The sequence below is a fragment of the Desulfobacula sp. genome (genome assembly GCF_014237455.1).
GTDB lineage: Bacteria > Desulfobacterota > Desulfobacteria > Desulfobacterales > Desulfobacteraceae > Desulfobacula.
On record NZ_JABZFL010000033.1, the window covers coordinates 1 to 21,087 of the forward strand.

Annotated in this window: 18 protein-coding genes; 14 read left to right on the forward strand and 4 right to left on the reverse strand. The window is 43.3% G+C overall.

Annotated features, from left to right (window positions below; all coding sequences use genetic code 11):
• Positions 1-210 precede the first annotated feature (210 nt).
• Together HGJ91_RS05265 and HGJ91_RS05270 are read left to right on the forward strand one after the other, a co-directional pair.
• The gene (locus HGJ91_RS05265) at positions 211-3,387 is read left to right on the forward strand and encodes a UvrD-helicase domain-containing protein (RefSeq protein WP_291346659.1); all 3,177 of its coding nucleotides are present in this window, start codon (positions 211-213) and stop codon (positions 3,385-3,387) included.
• A 38-nt stretch (positions 3,388-3,425) separates the two neighbouring features.
• Positions 3,426-4,001, forward strand: a complete 576-nt coding sequence (locus tag HGJ91_RS05270; protein ID WP_291346660.1) for a lytic transglycosylase domain-containing protein — start codon at positions 3,426-3,428, stop codon at positions 3,999-4,001.
• 7 nt (positions 4,002-4,008) lie between these two features.
• On the opposite strand, the gene galU is transcribed toward HGJ91_RS05270, so the two are convergent.
• Positions 4,009-4,881, reverse strand: coding sequence for a UTP--glucose-1-phosphate uridylyltransferase GalU (gene galU, locus HGJ91_RS05275; protein WP_291346661.1), 873 nt, complete (start codon positions 4,879-4,881; stop codon positions 4,009-4,011).
• 235 nt (positions 4,882-5,116) lie between these two features.
• Here galU and HGJ91_RS05280 point away from each other — a divergent pair, with 235 nt between their 5' ends.
• The gene (locus HGJ91_RS05280) at positions 5,117-5,908 is read left to right on the forward strand and encodes a YkgJ family cysteine cluster protein (RefSeq protein WP_291346662.1); all 792 of its coding nucleotides are present in this window, start codon (positions 5,117-5,119) and stop codon (positions 5,906-5,908) included.
• A gap of 53 nt (positions 5,909-5,961) precedes the next feature.
• On the opposite strand, the gene dapA is transcribed toward HGJ91_RS05280, so the two are convergent.
• Complete coding sequence (dapA, locus tag HGJ91_RS05285; protein ID WP_291346663.1) at positions 5,962-6,996, reverse strand: 4-hydroxy-tetrahydrodipicolinate synthase; 1,035 nt, start codon at positions 6,994-6,996, stop codon at positions 5,962-5,964.
• Between the two features lie 346 nt (positions 6,997-7,342).
• On the opposite strand from dapA, the gene HGJ91_RS05290 reads away from it, so the two are divergent.
• The 8 genes from HGJ91_RS05290 (at position 7,343) to HGJ91_RS05325 (ending at position 16,670) form a co-directional block, all read left to right on the forward strand.
• The gene (locus HGJ91_RS05290; RefSeq protein ID WP_291346664.1) at positions 7,343-9,274 is read left to right on the forward strand and encodes a TolC family outer membrane protein; all 1,932 of its coding nucleotides are present in this window, start codon (positions 7,343-7,345) and stop codon (positions 9,272-9,274) included.
• Positions 9,275-9,314: 40 nt separating this feature from the next.
• The gene (locus HGJ91_RS05295) at positions 9,315-9,947 is read left to right on the forward strand and encodes a transglutaminase-like cysteine peptidase (RefSeq protein WP_291346665.1); all 633 of its coding nucleotides are present in this window, start codon (positions 9,315-9,317) and stop codon (positions 9,945-9,947) included.
• On the forward strand, positions 9,944-11,890 hold the full coding sequence (locus HGJ91_RS05300; protein WP_291346666.1) for an EAL domain-containing protein: 1,947 nt from the start codon (positions 9,944-9,946) through the stop codon (positions 11,888-11,890). Before HGJ91_RS05295 ends, HGJ91_RS05300 begins: the two co-directional genes overlap by 4 nt.
• Positions 11,883-14,030: a type I secretion system permease/ATPase gene (locus HGJ91_RS05305; RefSeq protein ID WP_291346667.1), complete on the forward strand. Its 2,148-nt coding sequence runs from the start codon at positions 11,883-11,885 to the stop codon at positions 14,028-14,030. The genes HGJ91_RS05300 and HGJ91_RS05305 overlap by 8 nt, the downstream gene beginning before the upstream one ends.
• Positions 14,027-15,409, forward strand: coding sequence for an HlyD family type I secretion periplasmic adaptor subunit (locus HGJ91_RS05310; protein ID WP_291346668.1), 1,383 nt, complete (start codon positions 14,027-14,029; stop codon positions 15,407-15,409). The genes HGJ91_RS05305 and HGJ91_RS05310 overlap by 4 nt, the downstream gene beginning before the upstream one ends.
• Before the next feature lie 3 nt (positions 15,410-15,412).
• On the forward strand, positions 15,413-15,997 hold the full coding sequence (locus tag HGJ91_RS05315) for a response regulator transcription factor (protein ID WP_291346669.1): 585 nt from the start codon (positions 15,413-15,415) through the stop codon (positions 15,995-15,997).
• Between the two features lie 57 nt (positions 15,998-16,054).
• Entirely contained in the window at positions 16,055-16,294 is a 240-nt protein-coding gene (locus tag HGJ91_RS05320; protein WP_291346670.1) for a hypothetical protein, read from the forward strand.
• A gap of 145 nt (positions 16,295-16,439) precedes the next feature.
• Positions 16,440-16,670 (forward strand): hypothetical protein, encoded by a 231-nt coding sequence (locus HGJ91_RS05325; protein ID WP_291346671.1) that lies wholly within the window; start codon positions 16,440-16,442, stop codon positions 16,668-16,670.
• Positions 16,671-16,818: 148 nt separating this feature from the next.
• Here HGJ91_RS05325 and HGJ91_RS05330 read toward each other — a convergent pair whose 3' ends face one another.
• Positions 16,819-17,028 carry a hypothetical protein gene (locus HGJ91_RS05330; RefSeq protein WP_291346672.1) on the reverse strand — a complete coding sequence of 70 codons (210 nt, stop codon included), beginning with the start codon at positions 17,026-17,028 and terminating at the stop codon, positions 16,819-16,821.
• 108 nt (positions 17,029-17,136) lie between these two features.
• Between HGJ91_RS05330 and HGJ91_RS05335 the strand changes: the two genes are divergently transcribed.
• The 3 genes from HGJ91_RS05335 (at position 17,137) to HGJ91_RS16490 (ending at position 18,813) form a co-directional block, all read left to right on the forward strand.
• Positions 17,137-17,358, forward strand: a complete 222-nt coding sequence (locus HGJ91_RS05335; RefSeq protein ID WP_291346673.1) for a response regulator transcription factor — start codon at positions 17,137-17,139, stop codon at positions 17,356-17,358.
• A 69-nt stretch (positions 17,359-17,427) separates the two neighbouring features.
• Positions 17,428-18,663, forward strand: a complete 1,236-nt coding sequence (locus HGJ91_RS05340; RefSeq protein WP_291346674.1) for an AAA family ATPase — start codon at positions 17,428-17,430, stop codon at positions 18,661-18,663.
• 51 nt (positions 18,664-18,714) lie between these two features.
• Entirely contained in the window at positions 18,715-18,813 is a 99-nt protein-coding gene (locus tag HGJ91_RS16490) for a LuxR C-terminal-related transcriptional regulator (RefSeq protein WP_367142576.1), read from the forward strand.
• Between the two features lie 78 nt (positions 18,814-18,891).
• On the opposite strand, the gene HGJ91_RS05350 is transcribed toward HGJ91_RS16490, so the two are convergent.
• Positions 18,892-21,087: calcium-binding protein (locus tag HGJ91_RS05350; RefSeq protein WP_367142575.1), on the reverse strand; the 2,196-nt coding region annotated here is incomplete at its 5' end.

A 21,087-nucleotide genomic window follows, 5' to 3' on the forward strand; every position in this document is an offset into this window, starting at 1 on the left:
ATTACAGAATATTTTTGGCATGAAAAGTTAAATTCTGTTAAAATCGACCCCTGATTTTAAAAAAATCCCCCCGATTTTAGCTTGGAGCAGTATAAAAAAATTTAGGCGGTGGATTTGGGTTTAGCAGAATCCTGCTTTTAAATTAAGAGGAAATCATGTAAATTATTGAATCTGTATGAAAATATAAAATTTGGACTGGGAAAAACAAAAATGAAATTTATTGCAGACCTTCACATTCATTCAAAGTATTCAAGGGCAACAGCCAAAAATCTTGATTTTGAAAATCTTTATTATGCGGCACAAATTAAAGGAGTCCAGGTTGTCGGAACAGGAGATTTTACCTATCCTGCCTGGATCAGCGACATTGAGTCCAAGCTTGAAGAGACAGAGCCGGGATTATTTTCTTTAAAAAAGGAGATTGCAAAAGACATTGATAAAACCATCCCGGAAAATTGCAGGAACCCTGTCCGGTTTGTCCTGCAGACGGAAATCAGCAATATTTATAAGAAAGACGACCGGGTGAGAAAAAATCACAATCTGGTTTATTTTCCTGATATTGAGAGTGTAAAAAAGTTTAATACCAAACTTGATGCCATCGGAAATATCAAATCCGACGGACGTCCGATACTGGGACTTGATGCAGCGGATTTGCTTGCCATCATGCTGGATATCAATGATAAAGGTTTTTTTGTGCCGGCCCATATCTGGACACCCTGGTTTTCCATGTTCGGATCAAAATCAGGATTTGATTCCATTGAAGAGTGTTTTGGTTCCTTAAAGGCGCATATTTTTGCCGTTGAAACAGGATTGTCTTCCGATCCTCCCATGAACTGGCGGATTAAAGAGCTTGATGATATTCGGTTGATGTCTAATTCCGATGCCCATTCACCGGGATACCTGGGACGGAATGCCTCTGTGTTTGATACGGATTTGAGTTTTTTTCATATCCGGCAGGCCCTTGAAAAAAATGATCTTAAAAAATACCAGGGCACCCTTGATATGTACCCGCATCAGGGTAAATACCATTATGACGGCCACAGGAAATGTAATATTTGCCTAAATCCTGCCACCACAGCCCAGATTGACGGCATCTGTCCCGAGTGCGGGCGTAAAGTGACCTATGGAGTGCTGAACAGAGTTCAGGAACTTGCCACAAGACCGGAAGGGTATATGCCCGAAAATCGGCACGGATTCAAAAGCATTGTCCCCCTTGCCGATATTCTTTCTGAAATTTTTGAGGTGGGCCCTAAAACCAAAAAGGTGGCTGGCTATTATAACAGGGCTATTGAAACCCTGGGGCCGGAGCTTGGAATCCTTTTGGACAAATCTGCTGAAGAAATAGAAACCGCCAATATACCCCTGCTGGCAGAAGCCGTCATGAAGATGCGAACAGGAGATATCAGCATTGACCCGGGGTATGACGGTGAATATGGAAAAGTGAAATTTTTTTCAAGGCAGGAAAAAGAACGACTGAAAGGAGAGAAATATCTTCTGTTTGATCTGCCCGGGAAAAGAGCTAAGACAAGGACAAAGAAAGCTGTTGTAAAACCGGATTTTAAAAAAAAGAAAATAAAAAAGAATCAGAAAATAAAGCAGCCTGTTAAGACCCGGAATCTTTTAACCGGTCTGAATCCCGAACAAAAGAAAGCGGTTGAATCAACTGCCCGTGCAATGGTAATCCAGGCCGGTCCCGGTACAGGGAAAACAAGAACGTTGACGGCTAAAATCGCCCATCTTGTATCAAAGAAAGATATTGATCCGGACAATATCCTTGCCCTGACGTTTACCAACAAGGCGGCAAGACAACTTGAACAGCGAATAGACAAATATGTGCCTAAAACAAAGAACTCTGTGATGGCAGCGACCTTCCACTCATTTTGCCTCAGGCTTTTAAAAGAATACAAAGGATTTAATGCTGTTATTGTCGATGATCCGGTACGACTTTCGCTGGTCAGGAAAGCCATGGGGGGAAATGCCAAAAGAGGAGCGGTAAAAAGAAAAGATCAAATGATTTGCCTGTGCAAGCAGAATTTACTGAGCCCTGATGATGATTTTAAAAAACTCATAGCTGATGACGATAGAGATGCCTTTAAAGAGGTATATCAAGCCTATCAATCTCTTTGTAACGAACAGAATGCGGCGGATTTTGAAGACCTGATTCTCATGACGGTCAAGATGCTGACCGATGATGGAGAGATTCTGTCAAAAGTTCAAAAAACGTATCACTATATTTTTATTGATGAATACCAGGACTTGAATTTTGGCCAGTATGAGCTTGCAAAGCTTATTTCAAAGGATAACCATATTGTTGTGATTGGTGATCCGGATCAGTCAATTTACGGATTCAGGGGATCGGACAATAAATATTTTAAACGATTTGCCCTTGATTTCCCGGGATGTGAAAAGATTATATTGACTAAAAATTATAGGTCCTCGCGAACTATTCTTGACGCCTCTTTTCAAATGATCAGTAAATCTTTGGAGAATGAAGAGAAACTCAAGGTTTTTTCAGATGCGGAAAGTACCAAAAAATTGATCATCAAGGAGACAGCTTCAGAACGAGCAGAGGCCGTGGCCATTGGCAAGATGATTGAAAAGCTTGTGGGGGGGACATCCTTTTTTTCAATGGATGCCGGCAAAACAGATCCGGATGAACAAAAAGAGTATTCTTTTGCAGACTTTGCCATTCTTTATCGAACAAGAAGACAGTGCGAGATCTTTATCAGCGTGTTTGAAAAAGAGGGTATCCCTTTTCAGACAGCAGATAAAAAGAAATTTTTTGAAATAGAGGGTATAAAACAATTAATTAATTTTTGCAGAAATATGGTGAAAAGTGCAGACTTTCCAGATGAGTTTAAAGACTGTGATATTGAAACAGGGTTAAAATTGTTGTGCAAAAAAGAAAATTTAAGTAAAATAATTAAAGGCAATGACAAAGCAGAACAGGCTTTTGAAAAACTTTTATCCATTGCAAGGTTGCACGATGACTTGAAAAGTTTTCTTAATGCACTTGTCTTAAATCAGGATACAGATACTTTGGAGTTTAATACGGAAAAAGTGTCTTTGATGACCCTGCATGCAGCCAAGGGGCTTGAATTTCCTGTTGTATTTGTTGCAGGATGTGAACAGGGACTTATCCCTTTTGCAAAGGATGGCAAAAATATAAATGATCTTGAAGAAGAGCGCCGCCTGTTCTATGTTGCCATGACACGGGCCATGGATATTCTTTGTTTGACTTATGCAAAAAAAAGAAGCATATATGGCAAACGTTTTAAAAGGCAACGATCTTGTTTTATTGAGGATATTGAAAAAAAACTGACACAGGTTGAGAAAAGTTTTGTCCCTCTGAAAGTAAGGGAAAAAGAAAAGCAGTTGGAATTATTTTAACCCGGTTTGAATCGGTTAAACTTAAGAACAGTAGGAAAATGTTAAAGAAAACTGGAATCATTCTATTTGTTACCTTAAGCATTGTTTGTGTGAACTATGCTTTTGCTGATATCTACATGTATATTGACAGCAGCGGTATCGTCCATTTTACAAATGTGCCCACATCCTCGGATTATAAATTATACATCAAAGAAAAACCCCAAAAAGTACTGCCCCGGATCAGCACAAAAAAATATGATGATATTATTAAGAAAGCACAAAAAAAACATGGTGTTGAGTTTTCTTTGATTAAAGCGGTGATTAAAGTGGAATCAGGCTTTAACCCAAAAGCTGTCTCAAAAAAAGGAGCAAAGGGGCTGATGCAGATTATGCCGGATAATTTGAAAACCCTTTTTATAAAAGACCCGTTTAATCCTTTACAGAATATCATGGGGGGAACGCTTTATCTTCGGCGGCTTTTAAGGAGATATGAGTACAAACTGCCCCTGGTTCTTGCAGCTTATAATGCAGGGCCCGAAGCAGTTGATAAACATAAACGGGTTCCGCCATATAGAGAAACGCAGGATTATGTCAGAAAAGTAATGAAAACTTACAGCCAGTATAAAAAATCCTGATCAGCGGCTAAAAGTCTTTTTGAATTTCTTTTATAAATTTTATCAGCTTGTCTCTCATATTCGGTCTTTCAAGGGCAAATGCCAGGTTGGCCATCTGAAATCCTGCCTTGTCGCCACAATCAAATCGTTTTCCCTTAAATTTATATCCGTAGATCGGCTGTTCTTTAAGAAGGGTTTTCATGGCATCGGTGAGCTGGATTTCTCCACCGGCGCCTTTTTCTTTTTTCCCTAAGTAGTCAAAAATTTTAGGGGTTAGAATATAACGGCCGATAATGGCAAGATTGGATGGCGCCTCATCAGGAGTTGGTTTTTCAACCATATCGTCGATTCGTACAATATCTTTTTCCACCTGCCGGCCATCAAGAATACCGTATTTATCTGTCTGGTCTTTTTCAACTTCCATGACTGCCGCTAGGGAGGCCCTTAACCTGTCAAATTTTTTTACCATTTCAGAAAGAACGGGTTTGTCTGTCTGGATAAGGTCGTCCGCTAAAAGAACGGCAAAGGGTTCGTCGCCGACAATATCCCTTGCACACCAGATGGCATGACCAAGGCCTAACGGTTGGTTCTGCCGGGTATAAATAATGGTACCGGTTTTTGGAACAAGTTCCTGGATCTGTTTTAAAAGATCGTCTTTTCCCTTTTTCTGCAAAGCATGTTCAATTTCAAAAGATCTATCAAAATGATCTTCCAAAGCCTTTTTCCCCCGTCCCGTAACAAAAATAATCTGTTCTATACCGGCCTCAAAGGCTTCTTCAACAGCATATTGGATAATGGGTTTATCAACAACCGGAAGCATTTCTTTTGCCATGGCTTTGGTGGCGGGTATAAATCGAGTACCAAGTCCGGCTACAGGGAAAACCGCCTTTTTGATTTTCATGAAAACTCCTTTGGATGATTTAGTGATTCATGCTTAATAAGTATGGTGCTCAAAATTGCCTTGCCTTGTTATTTATTTTGAAAATAATTATATGTCAAATTTATTTTAATTAAAGACTTATGATATTCATGGCAATGAATGGGTTGTCCAGTTGTAATCGGTTGACATCATTGATTTTTATTTGTATAGTCCACAACCTTAAACGACCATAATAATTTTAAATAAGGAAGCTTTGATGACTGATAAAATAGAAAAAACATCTGAAATACCGCCGGAACAGCTTAGCTTAAGGAGCAAGTTTCAGTTTGAATGCCATAAAGGGATCAAATGTTTTACAGATTGCTGCCGGGGGATTGATATTATGCTGACCCCATACGATATTTTAACCATGCGCACAAAATTAGAGATAACTTCTGAGGAGTTTCTTGCTGAATTTACCGCACCGCAACTTCTTGAGAAGGGAGGCCTTCCTGTGGTGACGCTTAAACTTCTGGATGATGAAAGAAAATCATGTCCCTTTGTTGATGACAAGGAAGGATGTGCCATTTATGAGGATCGTCCCACCACCTGTAGATACTATCCATTAGGGGTTGGATCTTTAAGCTATTCTGGAGAGAAGGGTGAAAAAGATGAGTTCTATTTTACGGTGAAAGAAGCGCACTGCCTGGGGTTTGATGAAAATAAAAAATGGACGGTTGCCGAATGGAGAGAAGACCAGGGTGTTGACCTTCGTGATGAAGTCAATGACGGCTGGATGGAGTTGATCGTCAGAAAAAAATCATTGCCTGACAGTATGAAACTTTCCGAAGAGAGCAAAAGAATGTTTTTTCTGGTTTGCTATAATATTGATATGTTCAGAGAATTTGTATTTAACAGCACATTCCTTGAGAGATACGATTTTCAAAAGGAAAAAATTGAAGAAATTAAAAATGATGATGTCAAATTGCTGCAGTTTGGATTTGAATGGCTTACAGCCAGTTTTTTTCAAGCAGGGCAGGAAAAATTTCAAATAAAAGAAAAAAAGTAAACCATACCTGAATTCAGCCATGCCATGCCGGGAACGGCATGGCATGGCTTGTTTTAGTAATTATACCACAGATCCTTTTGAAATTCCGGGTTATTCAACCTTTCTTCAATATCCACATCAAAGAATGAACCAATCGGTTCAAAGATTTCCGGGTTATTGGCCTGAACGGTTTTTGCAGCATCCAAAAGAACATGAAAGCCTTTTTGGGTCATTTTTCCCAAGGGCCTGCGGCAGGGACCTCCCGGCATTCCCAATAACTGCATCAGGGTTTTTAAAGGGAGCGGATTTCTTGCCCGACAAGTAACAGGTCCGAATTTGGATTCTTCCTGTGTGGTCACCACAACAAGGTCAAGCAGGGGTTTTAAAGCAGTCTGGATTTTCATGGCCCCATCCGTATCTCCCTGGTTGAGCTGTGAGATCATCTGGGTAAGAAATTTCGGTGCAATATTGGCCATCACTGAAATTCCCCCGCAGGCCTTGATTTCAGGATCTGTCATAATATCATAAATCAAGGCATCATCTCCGGAGAATATTTTAAAGTCATTTCCGCAGTATTTCCGGGTAAGCTTCATATTTTCAAGATTGCCCGTAGCTTCTTTTACACAGGATATATTTGGAAAGTTCTTTGCCAGGATGGCAAGATCCTGGGGCAGCATCTGGGCACCGGTTCTGCCCGGAATAATATAGGGGATAATGTTGACATCAGGATATTTCCCGGCAACCACTTCATAATATTCTTTCCTGATTTCAAGGGAGCTGGGGCCATTATAATAGGGGTCCACCATAAGGACTGCATCAACCGTTTCTCTGGCAGCATGACCCGCCGCTTCCAGGGCTTCATCGGTATTATTACTGCCCGTCCCGGCAATCCTAAGGCATTTGCCTTTTGCAAGTTGTGCAACCCGGGCAATCACATGATCATGTTCTTTCCATTTGAATGTGGGGCTTTCGCCGGTCGTTCCTGTTGCAAGTATTCCTGTGATACCATTTTCGATCTGAAAGTTGACAAGTTGTTCAAGGCCTTCCTGATCAAGCTCTCCTGCCGGGTTAAAAGGGGTGATTAATGCTGTATAGCATCCTGATTTCATATCTTACTCCTGCCGTGTAATAAATTATTTTCCAATAGATTTTTCCTATATTCACTGCTATCACAAGTCTTAATTTGGTTCAAGCCAAAATATGAATTGTTGATTATTTTCACTGGCCCCGACGTTTCAGCGTTTGAAATTTTTTATACTTTTCTTGACAAACAATGTTTTCCTGTTCTAAATATAGAATTAAATTCCTGAATACGGTGCTATATTTGTTCAATTTATTGTTGGATGCACAGCAGTTTCTCGTTACTTTGTTGTGTAGGCACTATATATTTTTCCAGGTGTTTTAAAAAAACAAATGTATTTTTGCTGGCAACTCTACGAAAGGAGAATTTTCAAAATGCAGACTATGTATGAATTCTTTAAATGGAAATGGTTAATCGTTTTTGCTGTATTTTTATTGACTGGAGGGATTAACGCAGTGGCGGATGAAAGCAGAACGCGGTCTCCCATATCTTTAAATGAAATTTTGGAGGACGTGATCAAGACCAGTCCGGAAATTCTGGAAGCCCAGGAGCGCTATCGTAGCGTTGTGGCAGAACGGTCCATCGCCACCAGTGGATACCGGCCAACAATAGGCGTAGAGGCATCTACCGGCCCGGAAGTGACGGACGGCGTGGATACCAACGACATACGGGAAGAACTTTGGGCTTCTAGGGCGACGTTGTATGCCCGGCAAAATTTATTTAACGGGGGAAAGACGGCTTCATTTGTCGAGGAAACCGATGCCCGGATTCTTGCAGCCGCCTATGAAGTAATAACCGTTGCCAATAGAGTCTTTCTGGAAACTGCCGAAGCCTATATCAATGTGTTGAAAACCCGCGAATTATTAGAATTTTCAAAGGAAAACGTCATGACCCAGGAAAAAATCCTGGGACAGGTCAAAGAAAAAACAATCGCAGGGTTTACCCGGGTCTCCGACTTGAGCAACTCAAAAGCCCGGTTGTCTCTGGCCAAAGGTAATTATATTTCCACACAGCAGGATTTGAGTCAGGCGATTGTCAAGTTCCATCGTCAGTTTGGCCGTCTGATAAAACCTGCGCAGTTTATTATGCCCACGCCTGTGTTTAAAATTCCGGATACGGTTGATAAAACCGTGGATATGGGGTTACGCTACCATCCCGCCCTTGAAGTGGCAAAATATAATATTCATGCCCGCAAGTACGCCTATGAAAAATCAGAAGCAGACTACTGGCCGACCCTGGATCTGGAATTAAAAGCCCAGTACCGTAATGATGTCAATGGAGATGATGGTGATACAACGCAAGCCTCCGCCATGCTGAAACTGAATTATTTATTTTATGACGGCGGTGTACGGGATGGTGAGAAAGGCCAAAAATACAGACAGCTGCGAAAGGAATATCAACGCGCTTATACCGAACGCCGGAATGTCAACCAGGCTGTCAGACTGGCCTGGAATATTTATGAGGCGGAGAACTTTAAAAAGGATTTCTTGAATGATCATGTGGACCTGAGTGCCGAAACATTATCCGCTTTTAAAGATGAGTATCATGGAGGACGGAGAACGCTGCTTGATATTCTTGATATGGAGAACGAGTATAACGCGGCCAAGATCGCCAACACCGAATCAGAGTATATGAACCTGGTGGCCTATTATCGGATTTTTCAGGCAACCGGGGTATTAATTCACGAATTTGATACCGACCTGTTAGAAGAGATGCACCTCCCATCTGAAAAGCCGTATGATCTGGAAGCATATGAGGACGACCTGGATCCAAACCGGGATGTCGATATTGTCGTAGATGTCAGCGATCAGTGTGACAATTCGATCAAAGGCAGTACGGTTCTTCCTTTTGGGTGTGTTGAAGGAACGCTTGTCCCAATAGGGTATCAGGAGCCCGAAGCCCTGACTCCGTATATTTTACCTAAAGAGGCGGAAAAAGTTCTTCAAATTGATGAGACTAAAAAGGTACAATCCATCCATCTGGATACCATTCATTTCCATTTTGACTCTGCTGAATTAACAGATGAGGCACTGGGGATACTCGTACCTATATCTGGACAACTGATTGAAGAATCTCAATACATGATTGAAGTTATAGGGCATACGGACAGTGTTGGAAGCATCGAGTACAACCAGAACCTTTCTGAGGCAAGGGCACAAAGCGTCTACGAAGAACTGAAAAAAGCAGGAATTAGTGAGGACAGGCTTGCATCAGATGGAAAAGGTGAACTCGAACCTGTTGCAACCAATGAAACAGCGGAAGGGAGACAAAAAAACCGCCGGACTGAATTCAAGTTGACCCAGTAACTTCCGGTTGAGGCACGGTATTAAATATGTTGTGATATTGTTGAGCCTTCTGGCTCTGGTGGTTTTTGCCGAGACTTCTACCCGGTTTTTCGTACCTGAAAACCTGGTAGATAATTTCAGCAGGAAATACGGTGAGCAGGCCGTCAGACGTTTAAACAGCTTATTGCTGCAGATGGAGGAGCTGATTAACTTACCGGAAGATCAAATTGTTATTAGCGTAAACAGGTTTTTTAACCAGCTGGAATATCGGTCTGATATCAAAACATGGAACAAGAAGGACTATTGGGCCAGCCGTCTTGAGTTTCTTGGCAGGGGCCAGGGTGATTGTGAAGATTATGCCGTGGCTAAATTTCTGACCATGGCACAGCTGGGTGTTCCAGAGAAAAAATTATTTTTAACCTATGTTAAGGCGGTCGGCTACCCGGATGCAGCTCATCTTGTAGTGACCTACTATAAGGAACCGGGTACCGTGCCTTTCGTCCTTGACAACTATATCAAAGAAATTCTGCCCGCCACCCAGCGGTCAGACCTTATCCCGGTATACAGTTTTACTGCCAGCGAGCTTTACATCCAGAAGCAATATGGACTTGGCAAGCGGGTTAACCGGAAATTGTTAAAAACTCAGCTTAGTTTAAAAACGATTGATTTGGAAATTCAGGAGAGGGAAAATTGAGTCTTTTAAAGCAAATACAGCTATTAGTGACCTTGTTGCTGCTGATCACACTGATTATCGTATTGAGGATCAATTTCAATACAGCACGGGAGTTTACTGCCAATCAATCCTATCTCAATGCGAAAAATCTTGCCAACGTACTTGCCCTGTCATTCAGTTCAAGACCGTCGGATGATGTTTTTATAAAAACCAGCATTAATGCAATGTTTGACGGCGGATATTACGAATCCATAACACTGGTCCACCAGGACGGCACTGTGATTTACAAGAAGAGTGAAGAGGTGGCTGTTTATGGTGTACCTGATTTTTTTTTAAATCATGTAGACCTGATCATACCTGTGGCAAAAGCTCAAGTGATGGACGGGTGGTCTGTTTTTGGTACGCTCCAGATCAAGGGCCACCCCGGTCAGTCCTATAAAAAACTATGGGAGACATTGCAGCAGCTTTGTCTGCAGTTTCTTTTGCTGGGCAGCATTGTTATTTTCATAAATTATCTCGGCTTGCGTCACCTTTTAAGAGCGCTGGAAAAGATCAAGCACCAGGCTCAGGAAATCAGCAATAACGAATTTATTATCAACCCGGATATTCCGAAAACGCCGGAGTTGAAAAAAGTGGTACTCGCCATGAACATCATGGTCCAAAAAGTCGAATCGATCTTTGACCGCCATCTCGAAAGCCTGACGCGTTACCAGGAATTACGGTATAAAGACCGGATTACCGGACTTCATAACCGCTCGTTTTTTGTAAAACAGCTTGCCCGTTTTATGGAAAGCCCCGGGGAAAAATCCCAGGGCCAGGTGATCATCCTGAGGCTGACCGGAATGGAAGGAATTGAACTTTCCGGGGATCGGCCCCTTACCCATAGAATTTTCAAACTTCTGGCAAAAACACTGAAAAAAGAAACAGAGGGTGTAGAGGAGGCTCTGGCAGCCCGGCTGCCCCAACGGGAATTTGCCGTGATTCTACCGGGCATCAGCCCGGAAAAAGGCCTGGCAACCGCCAAAGCAGCCATCAGTAATTTTTTAGCAGAATTGCGTCATGAAAAGATTCTCCCCGACGTCATAGAAGTCTATGGTGGTCTGGCATCTTACAATAGTGAGGATAATTTGAGCACGGTTCTTTCCGAAGCAGACTATGCTCTGTCAAAGGCCCGGATCGGATTGAACGGAACGGTTAGAAGATTCAGGGATGAGCAGTCTCAGGCGGCCATCGGCAAGTCGGCATGGAAAACGTTAATTGAAGAGGCTTTTTCTGAGAATCGTTTTTTCCTGACAGCTCAGCCTGTCATGTCTGGTGCAGATGAATTCCATCGTGAAGTCTTTGTCAACATGGTTGACCGGCAAGGCGTTCAATATCAGGCGGGGTTGTTTATGCCCATGGTATTGACGCTCGGGCTGGCCAGCAGGCTTGACCGATATATCCTGGAGCAGTCGGGCCGGTATCTTTCGGTTAATCCCGACCATGTCTTGACCGTCAATATCACGACTGAATTCTGTCGGGATCGGTTGGCCGGCCCCTGGCTCAGGAAATTTTTAATAGAACACAAATCCCTGCAGGACCGCCTTATTTTTGAGATTGATGAAACCACACTGATCCGCTACCCTGAAATCTGCATTGATTTTATCGGGTTAATCACGGGGACGGGATTTAAATTCGGCTTAGACCAGTACACCATGCATGATGCATCGCTCAGCCGTCTCAAGAAGATAAAACCCTGTTATATTAAAATTGAGCGGGACTATCTGGAAGTATTTGATGATCCTGAAAAAGTTGATATGGTCTTAAATGCACTTTTCACGATCAGCGCCGGCCTGGGCATTAAATTGATTGCAACAAAAATTGAAAACAAAGCACAGCGGATGGCACTCGAAGATAAAAATATAAATTATTTCCAGGGGCATGACATTGCAGGGATCGCTCCTTTGAGAGACAAAAATGAGTAATATGCTTACTACCGATCCCCTGATGCAGTGTCTGGTGATACTCACAAAGCTGAACCATAAACCAACCTCTGCGGAAGTTCTGGCCTCCGGGCTTCCCTTTGAGCCGGGGAGTGATAAGCAGAGACTCTTCAGTATTGATAACGCAAAGGCAAATTTTTCACGGGCTGCAGAAAAAGTCGGGTTTATTTCACAATTAAAGAGGCGTAAATTAAAGGATATCCCTTCCCTTGTGCTGCCGGTAATCCTTACCCTGAAAGGTGACAATGCCTGTGTTCTTCTGGAAATCAACCGCAAGGACAAAACCGCACAGGTGATCATCCCCTCCCTGGATGAGGCCCCTGTTCAGGTGAATCTGGAAAAACTGGAACAGGGATATCTGGGCTATGCATTTTTTCTGAAACGAAAATATGAAGGATTCGGCCAGGAGCAGTTAACCGGAGAGTTTATAAAACGGAAAAACTGGTTTTTCGGCACTCTCATGAAATTCAAGGGGATATACGGGCGGGTCCTGCTGGCAACATTCCTTGTGAATCTTTTTGTGATTGCAGGTCCTATTTTTACGTTGAACGTCTATGACCGCATTATTCCCCACAATGCCATTGACACCCTCTGGGTGCTGGCCGCCGGTGTCGCTCTCATTTATATCTTTGATTTGGTCCTCAAGCATATCAGGACCTATTTCCTGGAAAATGCCGCCAGACGAAGTGATGTTATTTTGTCTTCCATGCTTTTTGAACAGGCCATGAGCATCAAACTTGAAAACAAACCCCGCTCTGTGGGAGCTTTTTCAAGCATCATAAAGGATTTTGACGGTATCCGTTCATTTTTTGCATCCGGTGCGATTACAGCGTTTATTGATCTTCCTTTTGCCGCTGTTTTTCTCCTGGTGATTTATTCCATCAATAATATTATTGTGTTGATCCCGCTGGCGACCATTCTTCTTATTCTGCTTCTCAGTATTCCCATGCGGCATTCCATCCAGAAAGTTATCGACAGCACCCATGAAGCGACCCATCAGCGGAACAGTATCCTGGTGGAATCCCTGGCCAATCTTGAGACCATCAAGGCATTTAATGCGGACAGTTCGATGCAGTGGCACTGGGAAGAGAGCACCGGGTTCATTGCAGGCAAAACCCAGCGTTCCCGGGTCAGGTCCGGCTCACTTGCCACCCTGACCGGTTTTCTTTCACAGTGCTGCAGTGTGGCCATTATTATTGCGGGCGTTTACCTGATCAAGGAAAGAGAGTTGACCATGGGCGGACTTATCGCGATCAACATTCTTTCTTCACGCAGTATTGCGCCCTTTTCCCAGGCGATTTCACTGATGTTGAATTTCGGGCAGATGAAAGTCGGGCTCAAATCCCTGAATGAGTTTATGGAAAAGGAAATAGAGCGTCCTGAAAAAAAGAAGTTTATCCATCGGCCAACGCTTCAGGGGGAAATCGAGTTCAAGGATGTGGGGTTTAGTTATCCGGAAGAACAGACCAAAGCCATATCAAATATCAGTTTTCATATCACTCCCGGCGAAAGGGTCGGGATCATCGGTGCGGTGGGTTCGGGGAAATCCACCATCGGCAAGCTCCTGCTCGGTCTGTTTGATCCCGGTGAAGGTGCCGTTTTTATTGACGGGTTGGATATAAAGCAGATTGATCCGGTTGATTTGCGTCATAATTTCAGCTATGTGCCCCAGGATGTGGTTCTTTTTTCCGGAACGGTACGGGACAACATTACACTCAAGTCCCCCCATGCCGGTGACAGTGAGATCCTTACCGCGGCAAAAATCGGTAAAGTTGATGCTTTCACCGACCGTCACCCCATGGGCATGGACCTCCAGGTGGGGGAAAGAGGATTTGCCCTGTCCGGTGGACAGCGGCAATCGGTTGCCGTGGCCATGGCTTTTATTGATGAAAGCCCTGTGGTTCTGCTTGACGAGCCCACCAATGCCATGGATTTCAATACGGAAACCCAGGTAATTTCGAACCTGAGCAGGGTTACCAAAGGCAAAACAACCCTCATCATAACGCATAAACCGTCCATCTTAAATATCGTTGACCGCATTCTCGTCATGGATAAGGGGAGACTTGTCATGGACGGCCCAAAGAAAGAGATTTTTGCGAAACTTGGAGGGAAAGTCAAGTGAGCCTTGATAAAGATTCCGTTAAAAAGGTTGCGTCCAGTCGACTGCCGGAACAGTCCCATAAAAAATACAGCCGGAACGACATCCGGTTTATGAACAGCCTGAGTGCGGCAGTTCTGTCGGACAGTCCGGCCAGGACAAACATCCTGCTGTATGCTGTAGCCCTTGTGATTATTTCTCTGATCGCATGGGCGAATTATGCTGAAATCGATGAGAGAACCCAGGGAAGCGGGCGGATGATCCCTTCCCAGCAGATTCAGGTGGTGCAGAATCTGGAAGGGGGGATTATCAAAGAAATCAAGGTGTATGAAGGAGAGTCCGTTAAAAAAGGGCAGACCTTGGTCATTATTGACAATACCGGTGCCGGAAGTTCCTTTGCAGAGAGTAAATCTGTGATCAATGAGCTTCGGGCACGCGTTGTCCGTCTCCAGGCCGAAGCCGGGATTAAAAGTTTTAAGGCAGGCTCGGCAGAATCTGTCGATATTAACGGGCTGCTTGTAAAGGAAAAACGGCTTTACGACACCAATATGATTCGGAGAAAAAGTGAAATCGGGGTCTTGAAACAGCGGCTGAAGCAGCGGAGGATAGAGCTGTCAGCTACCCGCCTGGAAATAAAAACTCTGAAATCCAGTCGGGAAATGATGGCCCGGGAAATTGAACTCACCCAGCCTATGTTTGATAAAAGACTGGTCTCTGAGCTGGAATTTATCCAGCTCAAACAAAAGGTCCTGGATAAGAAGCAAGAACATGAAAGCGCGATAAAAAATGCCGAATCTCTGGTATCAAAGATCAGGGAGGCTGAAAACCAGATCCGGGAAATAGAGAGCAGGCACCGGGGCGAAGCACAGGAAGAATTAAATAAAGCCCTGGCGGAAATTGAGCGCATGAGAGAAAACCAGGTTGCCATAGAAGACCGGGTCATACGAACCAATGTCCGCTCTCCGGTTGACGGCACGGTCAAGCAGCTTTTGATCAATACCGTTGGCGGTGTGGTCAAGCCGGGGATGGATATTGTAGAGATTGTTCCCCATGAGAAAAGATTATTGGTGGAGGCGAAAATCAGTCCCGCAGATATTGCCTTTCTTTATCCGGGCTTGAAAGCCATCGTAAAGCTGACCGCCTATGATTTTGCCATTTACGGGGGGCTTGATGGCGCGGTGGTTCATATCAGTGCGGATACCATTACCGATGAGCGCCAGGAGGAATTTTATCTGGTCCGTATTATGACACAGAAAAATTATCTGGGCACGGAAGCAAATAAGAAAGAGATCATTGTGGGCATGACAGCCCAGGTGGATATTATTACCGGCAAAAAAACAATCATGCAGTATCTGATGAAACCGATTCTCCGGGCAAAAAACAATGCATTAAGGGAAAGATAGACAATGCTTATTGTTTACAGCGGCGACGAAACTCTTGTTGAACTCTGCATGGACCTGTTCGTCAAAGAAGACACGGTAAAACAATTATCCGGAAAAAACAACTTGAACTCCCTGCAAATCACCGGCAAAGACATCCTGATCATTGATTTTGAGTTCTGCAGGGAAAAAGATCTGCCTCAAATCATCTGCCCGGCCCTGGTCCTTGTCACCGTACCGGTCAATGCCCAGGCCATGCGGCTTTTGCGCCGTGGTATCAGAGCCTACGGCAACCGGCACATGCACGAGGAAAATTTACGCCAGGCTGTATCCGCCCTTAAAGCCGGCCAGATCTGGCTGCCCCCTGCCATCATCAACCGGATGATTACAGCGCTGCCCTCAAATAAAAATGAAAAGAAAGACGACACATGGCTCAAAGAATTATCCTCCCGGGAGGCAGAAGTGGCCAAATGGCTGGTCAACGGGTTGTCAAACAGGGAGATCAGTGAAAAGATGTTTATCTCCATTCGTACGGTCAAGGCCCATCTCACATCCATCTTTAAAAAAACAGGCTGCCACAACCGGCTGGAACTGGCCACCCGGATGAAATAAAAAGCTTAATACTTTGTTGGATTTTTTTCCGGCTGTTATTATTCTTGGCGTACGTCAGTGCGGAAAAATCACCCTTGCAAAAATGATCAGTTCTTTTATGCTACCTGGATGGAGAATTATTTCCAGACTTATGTTCAAAGAGATATCAGATCACTTTTTCCCAGGCTTGATTTGATTCTACAAGGCCCGTTTGGAATTCTGCCCATTGAGATTAAATTTGGAACCAGAGTTAAAATGCAGCAGATTCAGACCTTGAAAAAATTTGTTAAAGACAATGAACTGCCGCGGGGATTCTAAAGTTAACAGGTTGGTGGCCTTTTTTTCTAAGGTCTCCTACAAAAACCTACAAATATAGAAATAAATTTATTGAAAAATATTATTATGAAGGTTATATTTAGAGATATAAACACCTCATTTTCGCTTAAAAGGGAGAAATAAAAAAATGAACCAGACCTATCAAAATTCAGGACAGGCTGAAGAAATAAGTCATATCCTTGAACCGTTGATCCGACGGATCATACGTGAAGAACTAACCAGATTGGTAAAAACAGAATTTGGCACCTTCTATCTCGATCCGGATATGCCGCTTTATAACGATATGGAAGACATCCTGCAACGAAAGATTAAAGGTCATGTAAAATTACATTCACATGATGAGGTCTGGAGTGAGTAATTATCAAGCTGTGTATGAGGATTTGTTTGTCAAAAATCTGCACAAATATTCATCAATAAAAAAATCCGCCAAAAACAAAATAAATAGACTTATAGAAGATCCATACCATAACACTGAATTCCTTGGTGATCACAGAGGAAATTTAAATTTAACTGGATGCCGCAGCATCAGGATAGATAGAAAATTTCGCATTATTTTTGTGGTCTGTGAAGAGTGCCGCAATATCCAGAGCTGTGAGTTTTGCTTTTGTGAAGACCTGCCTGATAGAACAGTCATTTTCCTTACGATAGGCCCTCACGACAAGGCATACGCTGTAAAATAGATAACCGAGAATGCCCTTTACAAGGCATAAGCTCAAAACCAATCTTAAAAGAATTGTATGAGGTTTTACATTATCCCCACATCATCCAGCGGTTCAATCCTTCAAAATACGATATTGACGAGTTTATCGGCATGATTATAGAAAATGCTGAGATCACCAAAAGCACTTATTATGTCACCGGCATTGCTCAAAGAATTAAGCTTCCGGGAGGCAGAAGTGGCCAAATGGCTGGTCAATGGCTTGTCAAACAGGGAGATCAGTGACAAGATGTTTATCTCCATTCGTACGGTCAAGGCCCACCTCACATCCATCTTCAAAAAAACAGGCTGCAACAACCGGCTGGAACTGGCCACCCGGATGAAGTAAAAAGCATCGCTTAAACTATTTTGGGATTATTCAGTTGACATCAGTAAAATTCGTTTGTATAGTACGAATATGATTGATAGAAACTTGCATAAAAAGCTTAATACTTTGTTGGATTTTTTTCCGGCTGTTATTATTCTTGGCGTACGTCAGTGCGGAAAAACCACCCTTGCAAAAATGATCAGGCCTGAATGGGCATATTTTGATCTTGAGCGCTTTCAGGACTTTGAATTTATCTCGCGGGATTTTGAATTTTTCATTAAGGAAAATCCCCATTCACTTATTATTGATGAAGCCCAGCAATATCCGGAACTGTTTTCACATCTGCGCGGTGTTATTGACAGGGACAGAAAAGTTAAAAACCGTTTTATTCTTACAGGTTCCAGTTCTCTTGATCTGATAAAAAATGTATCCCAGAGCCTGGCAGGCAGGGTCGGTGTTATTGAGTTAAACACCCTTAAAGCCAATGAGATAAATTCTCATCCCCTGCCTGATTTTTACAAAATTTTTGAAAAGCCTCTTGGATCAAATTCCATTGAAGAAATAAAAAAGCTTAAGCCAGCATTAAATCACAATCAAGTCATGGATGCTTTTTTGATGGGTGGATATCCTGAGCCAATATTGGAAAATGATCAGTTCTTTTATGCTACCTGGATGGAGAATTATTTCCAGACTTATGTTCAAAGAGATATCAGATCACTTTTTCCCAGGCTTGATTTAATTAAATATCAACGCTTTATTTCAATGCTTTCTGCACTGAGCGGCACCATAATAAATCGTTCCCAGACAGGAAGATCATTAAATATCAGTGAGAAATCAATCCGGGATTATCTTGATATTGCACAGGACAGCTATATTTGGCGTAACATTTTCAGCTATGCCGGGGACAGCCGGCGATCTTTAACTAAAATGCCAAGGGGAAATTTTCAGGATAGCGGTTTATCTCACTTTCTCCAGAGAGTGACCAATCGGGAACAATTAATGAATTATTCCAATGTGGGCTCAAGTTTTGAAGCTTTTATAATTGAAGAAATTATCAGGGGAATTGAAGCTACCCATTGTACAAACTGGAACTATTCTTATTACAGAACAAGAAACGGAGCTGAAATTGATTTGATCCTGCAAGGTCCGTTTGGAATTCTGCCCATTGAGATTAAATTTGGAACCCGAGTTAAAATGCAGCAGATTCAGACCTTGAAAAAATTTGTTAAAGACAATGAACTGCCTCTTGGTATAGTAATAAATAATGGTGAGCAAGTCCAAATGCTTGCAGACAAGATTATTCAACTCCCTGCTGTTTATATATAGACGGCCAAATGGCTGGTCAATGGCTTGTCAAACAGGGAGATCGGTGAAAAGATGTTCATCTCCATTCGTACGGTCAAGGCCCACCTTACTTCCATCTTTAAAAAAACAGGCTGCCACAACCGGCTGGAGCTTGCCACCCGGATGAAATAAAAATAGAGCAAATAAAAAAGCCGCATCAGAAAAACTCCGGTGCGGCTTTTTGTTTAAGTTGTACCCAATTATGGTTTATTAAATTTCAATACCACTGTCATCAACTTGTATTAAGGTTCCATTCAGATCAACAGTCACATCAAAAAAAGTAATAACTTCACCGGAAGATGCAGTAAATATATTAGCATCTGAACCTGTCCCTTGTGTCCAGTCGCTACCCAGTTCAACCGTATCCTGTACATAGCCGCCACCTAAAATTTCGAGGGCATTACCAGAAGACATATCCAGTACTTCAGCAGCTGTTAAAGAAATAGTTTGATCTCCTCCGGTCAATTCGATCTTTTCGATATTATCGACGTTACTGAAATCAAGAGGATCGGTATCTGCAACCAACAGGGTATCGTAGCCGGAACCACCATCGATTGTGTCATCACCCGAACCACCGTCCAGTAGATCGTTGCCGGAACCGCCGTAGAGGGTATCATTGCCGACTTCACCATACAGTTCGTCATCACCGATACCGCCGGCAAGGATGTCATCCCCATCGTCACCATATAGCGTGTCATTGCCGCCGTCACCCAGCAGGATGTCATCACCGGTAGTACCGTTATGGGTATCATTACCAGTTGTTCCTGTCCAGACGTCTCCATCATTCGGGTACAGTGTGGCATTGATGACTCCATCCGTGGTGTCGCCATCCCCATCCGTTCCTTGAATATTGTATTGCAGCTCGATGGGATCTCCAAAACTATTTTCGCCGTAACTAAAGAAACCCAGTTTGAATTCATTCGTACCAGCAGCGGCATCGATCTGGATCGCGGTAAATGGCTGGTCAACAGTATCAACTTCAAAAGTCCAGCCTGCCTGGATGCCGTTAATCGTAACTGAATCACCATTGTCTGTAAAGGTTAATCCTGTAGTAACTTTTTGGCCTGAACCATCATAGACAGTGATCATAGATATATCCAGACCAACCTTTGTTTCACCACTATCATTATAGAAAAGATTGTCACCGTCCGCATCGATGGCAGTTAACGTCAGATTAACACTTCCCTGTGCCCAGTCTACTATCTGTCTATAAGCGACCTGTTCGTTATGCGTTCCATCATAGTCAAAGAGCCAGTCGCTGCCATCTTTCCAAGCGTCAAGGTTGTTTACAAAATCAAACCGGATCCCTTCGCCAGCGGTAAAGCTGTTTCCTTCTGAGATGCCGATTTGCGTACTATTGGTATTGACCGTGTCGCCCGTCATAGTAGACATCATCACATCATCTTCGGTCCCGCCTATATTTGTCAGGGCCTTCCATACGACATTCCCACCGCCAACACCGGCTAGGTCAGTAGCAGTTGTTTCGGTTCCATTTGAAATAATTCCATTGGAATGGAAGGTGTATGTATCGGTTTCTGGATCAATGTCAAAATAGAAGCCAACGTCTCCATCACCTGTTACAGCTTCCAACCGCGTCTCATCAGTTCCACTGCTGCCGTACTGGAGATAAAGCTGTTCTCCTTCAAATATCAGAGAGTTTCCTCCGGTATCCGTAGCCACTTGCCCTGTAATTCCTGTAAACGCAACCGTTTCAACGCCGTCAGCACCGGAAATAAAATTAAGGCTCTCAACAACATCAGGATTGGTCACGTCGTCTTCGGCATAAGCGTTATCAGGTAAAATATCAAGCGGCATGTCGTCTTCAATGGTGATGCCAATCGTTCCTGAAACTGCTGGATTAGCTCCGTCGGAAATGAATACACCCACACTAAAACTTAATACATCTTCAATATCTATCGTCGGGTGGTCTACAGGGGCAAGCAGTGCGACCTGATAATCAAGCGTTGCAGGAGGCGAGGTGCCTGCAGCATTGACAGCCGTGCTGCCGCCGTTGAGGGTAATCTGAATGATGGTTTCCGTACCGGCCTTGCCGAGAATGATGGCGTTATTGGCGCCATATGACCAGGTAATAGGTACCTCACCGGATTCATAGGCGGGTAATCCGGCCAGGCTGAGTTCAGCAGTCAGTGCAGCCGTACCGTTGCCGGTAATGGCAATCGTGCCCGTACGTGTTGCTTCGTCCGTGGTGTCGATGGTGCCTGCGTCATCCTTAATACCATCGGCAAGTCCTTCTTCGGAGACGTTCAGGAAGGATTCTCCGATCGTTGGCGCTGCATCATTGTCTAAGATCAAGCCAGTGGCAGTAGGTGTGCCAATGGTTACACCAGTAGCGTTAACAGCAGAATCAATCGTAGCAGTGAAATTTTCAGGAACTGGTTCATATGC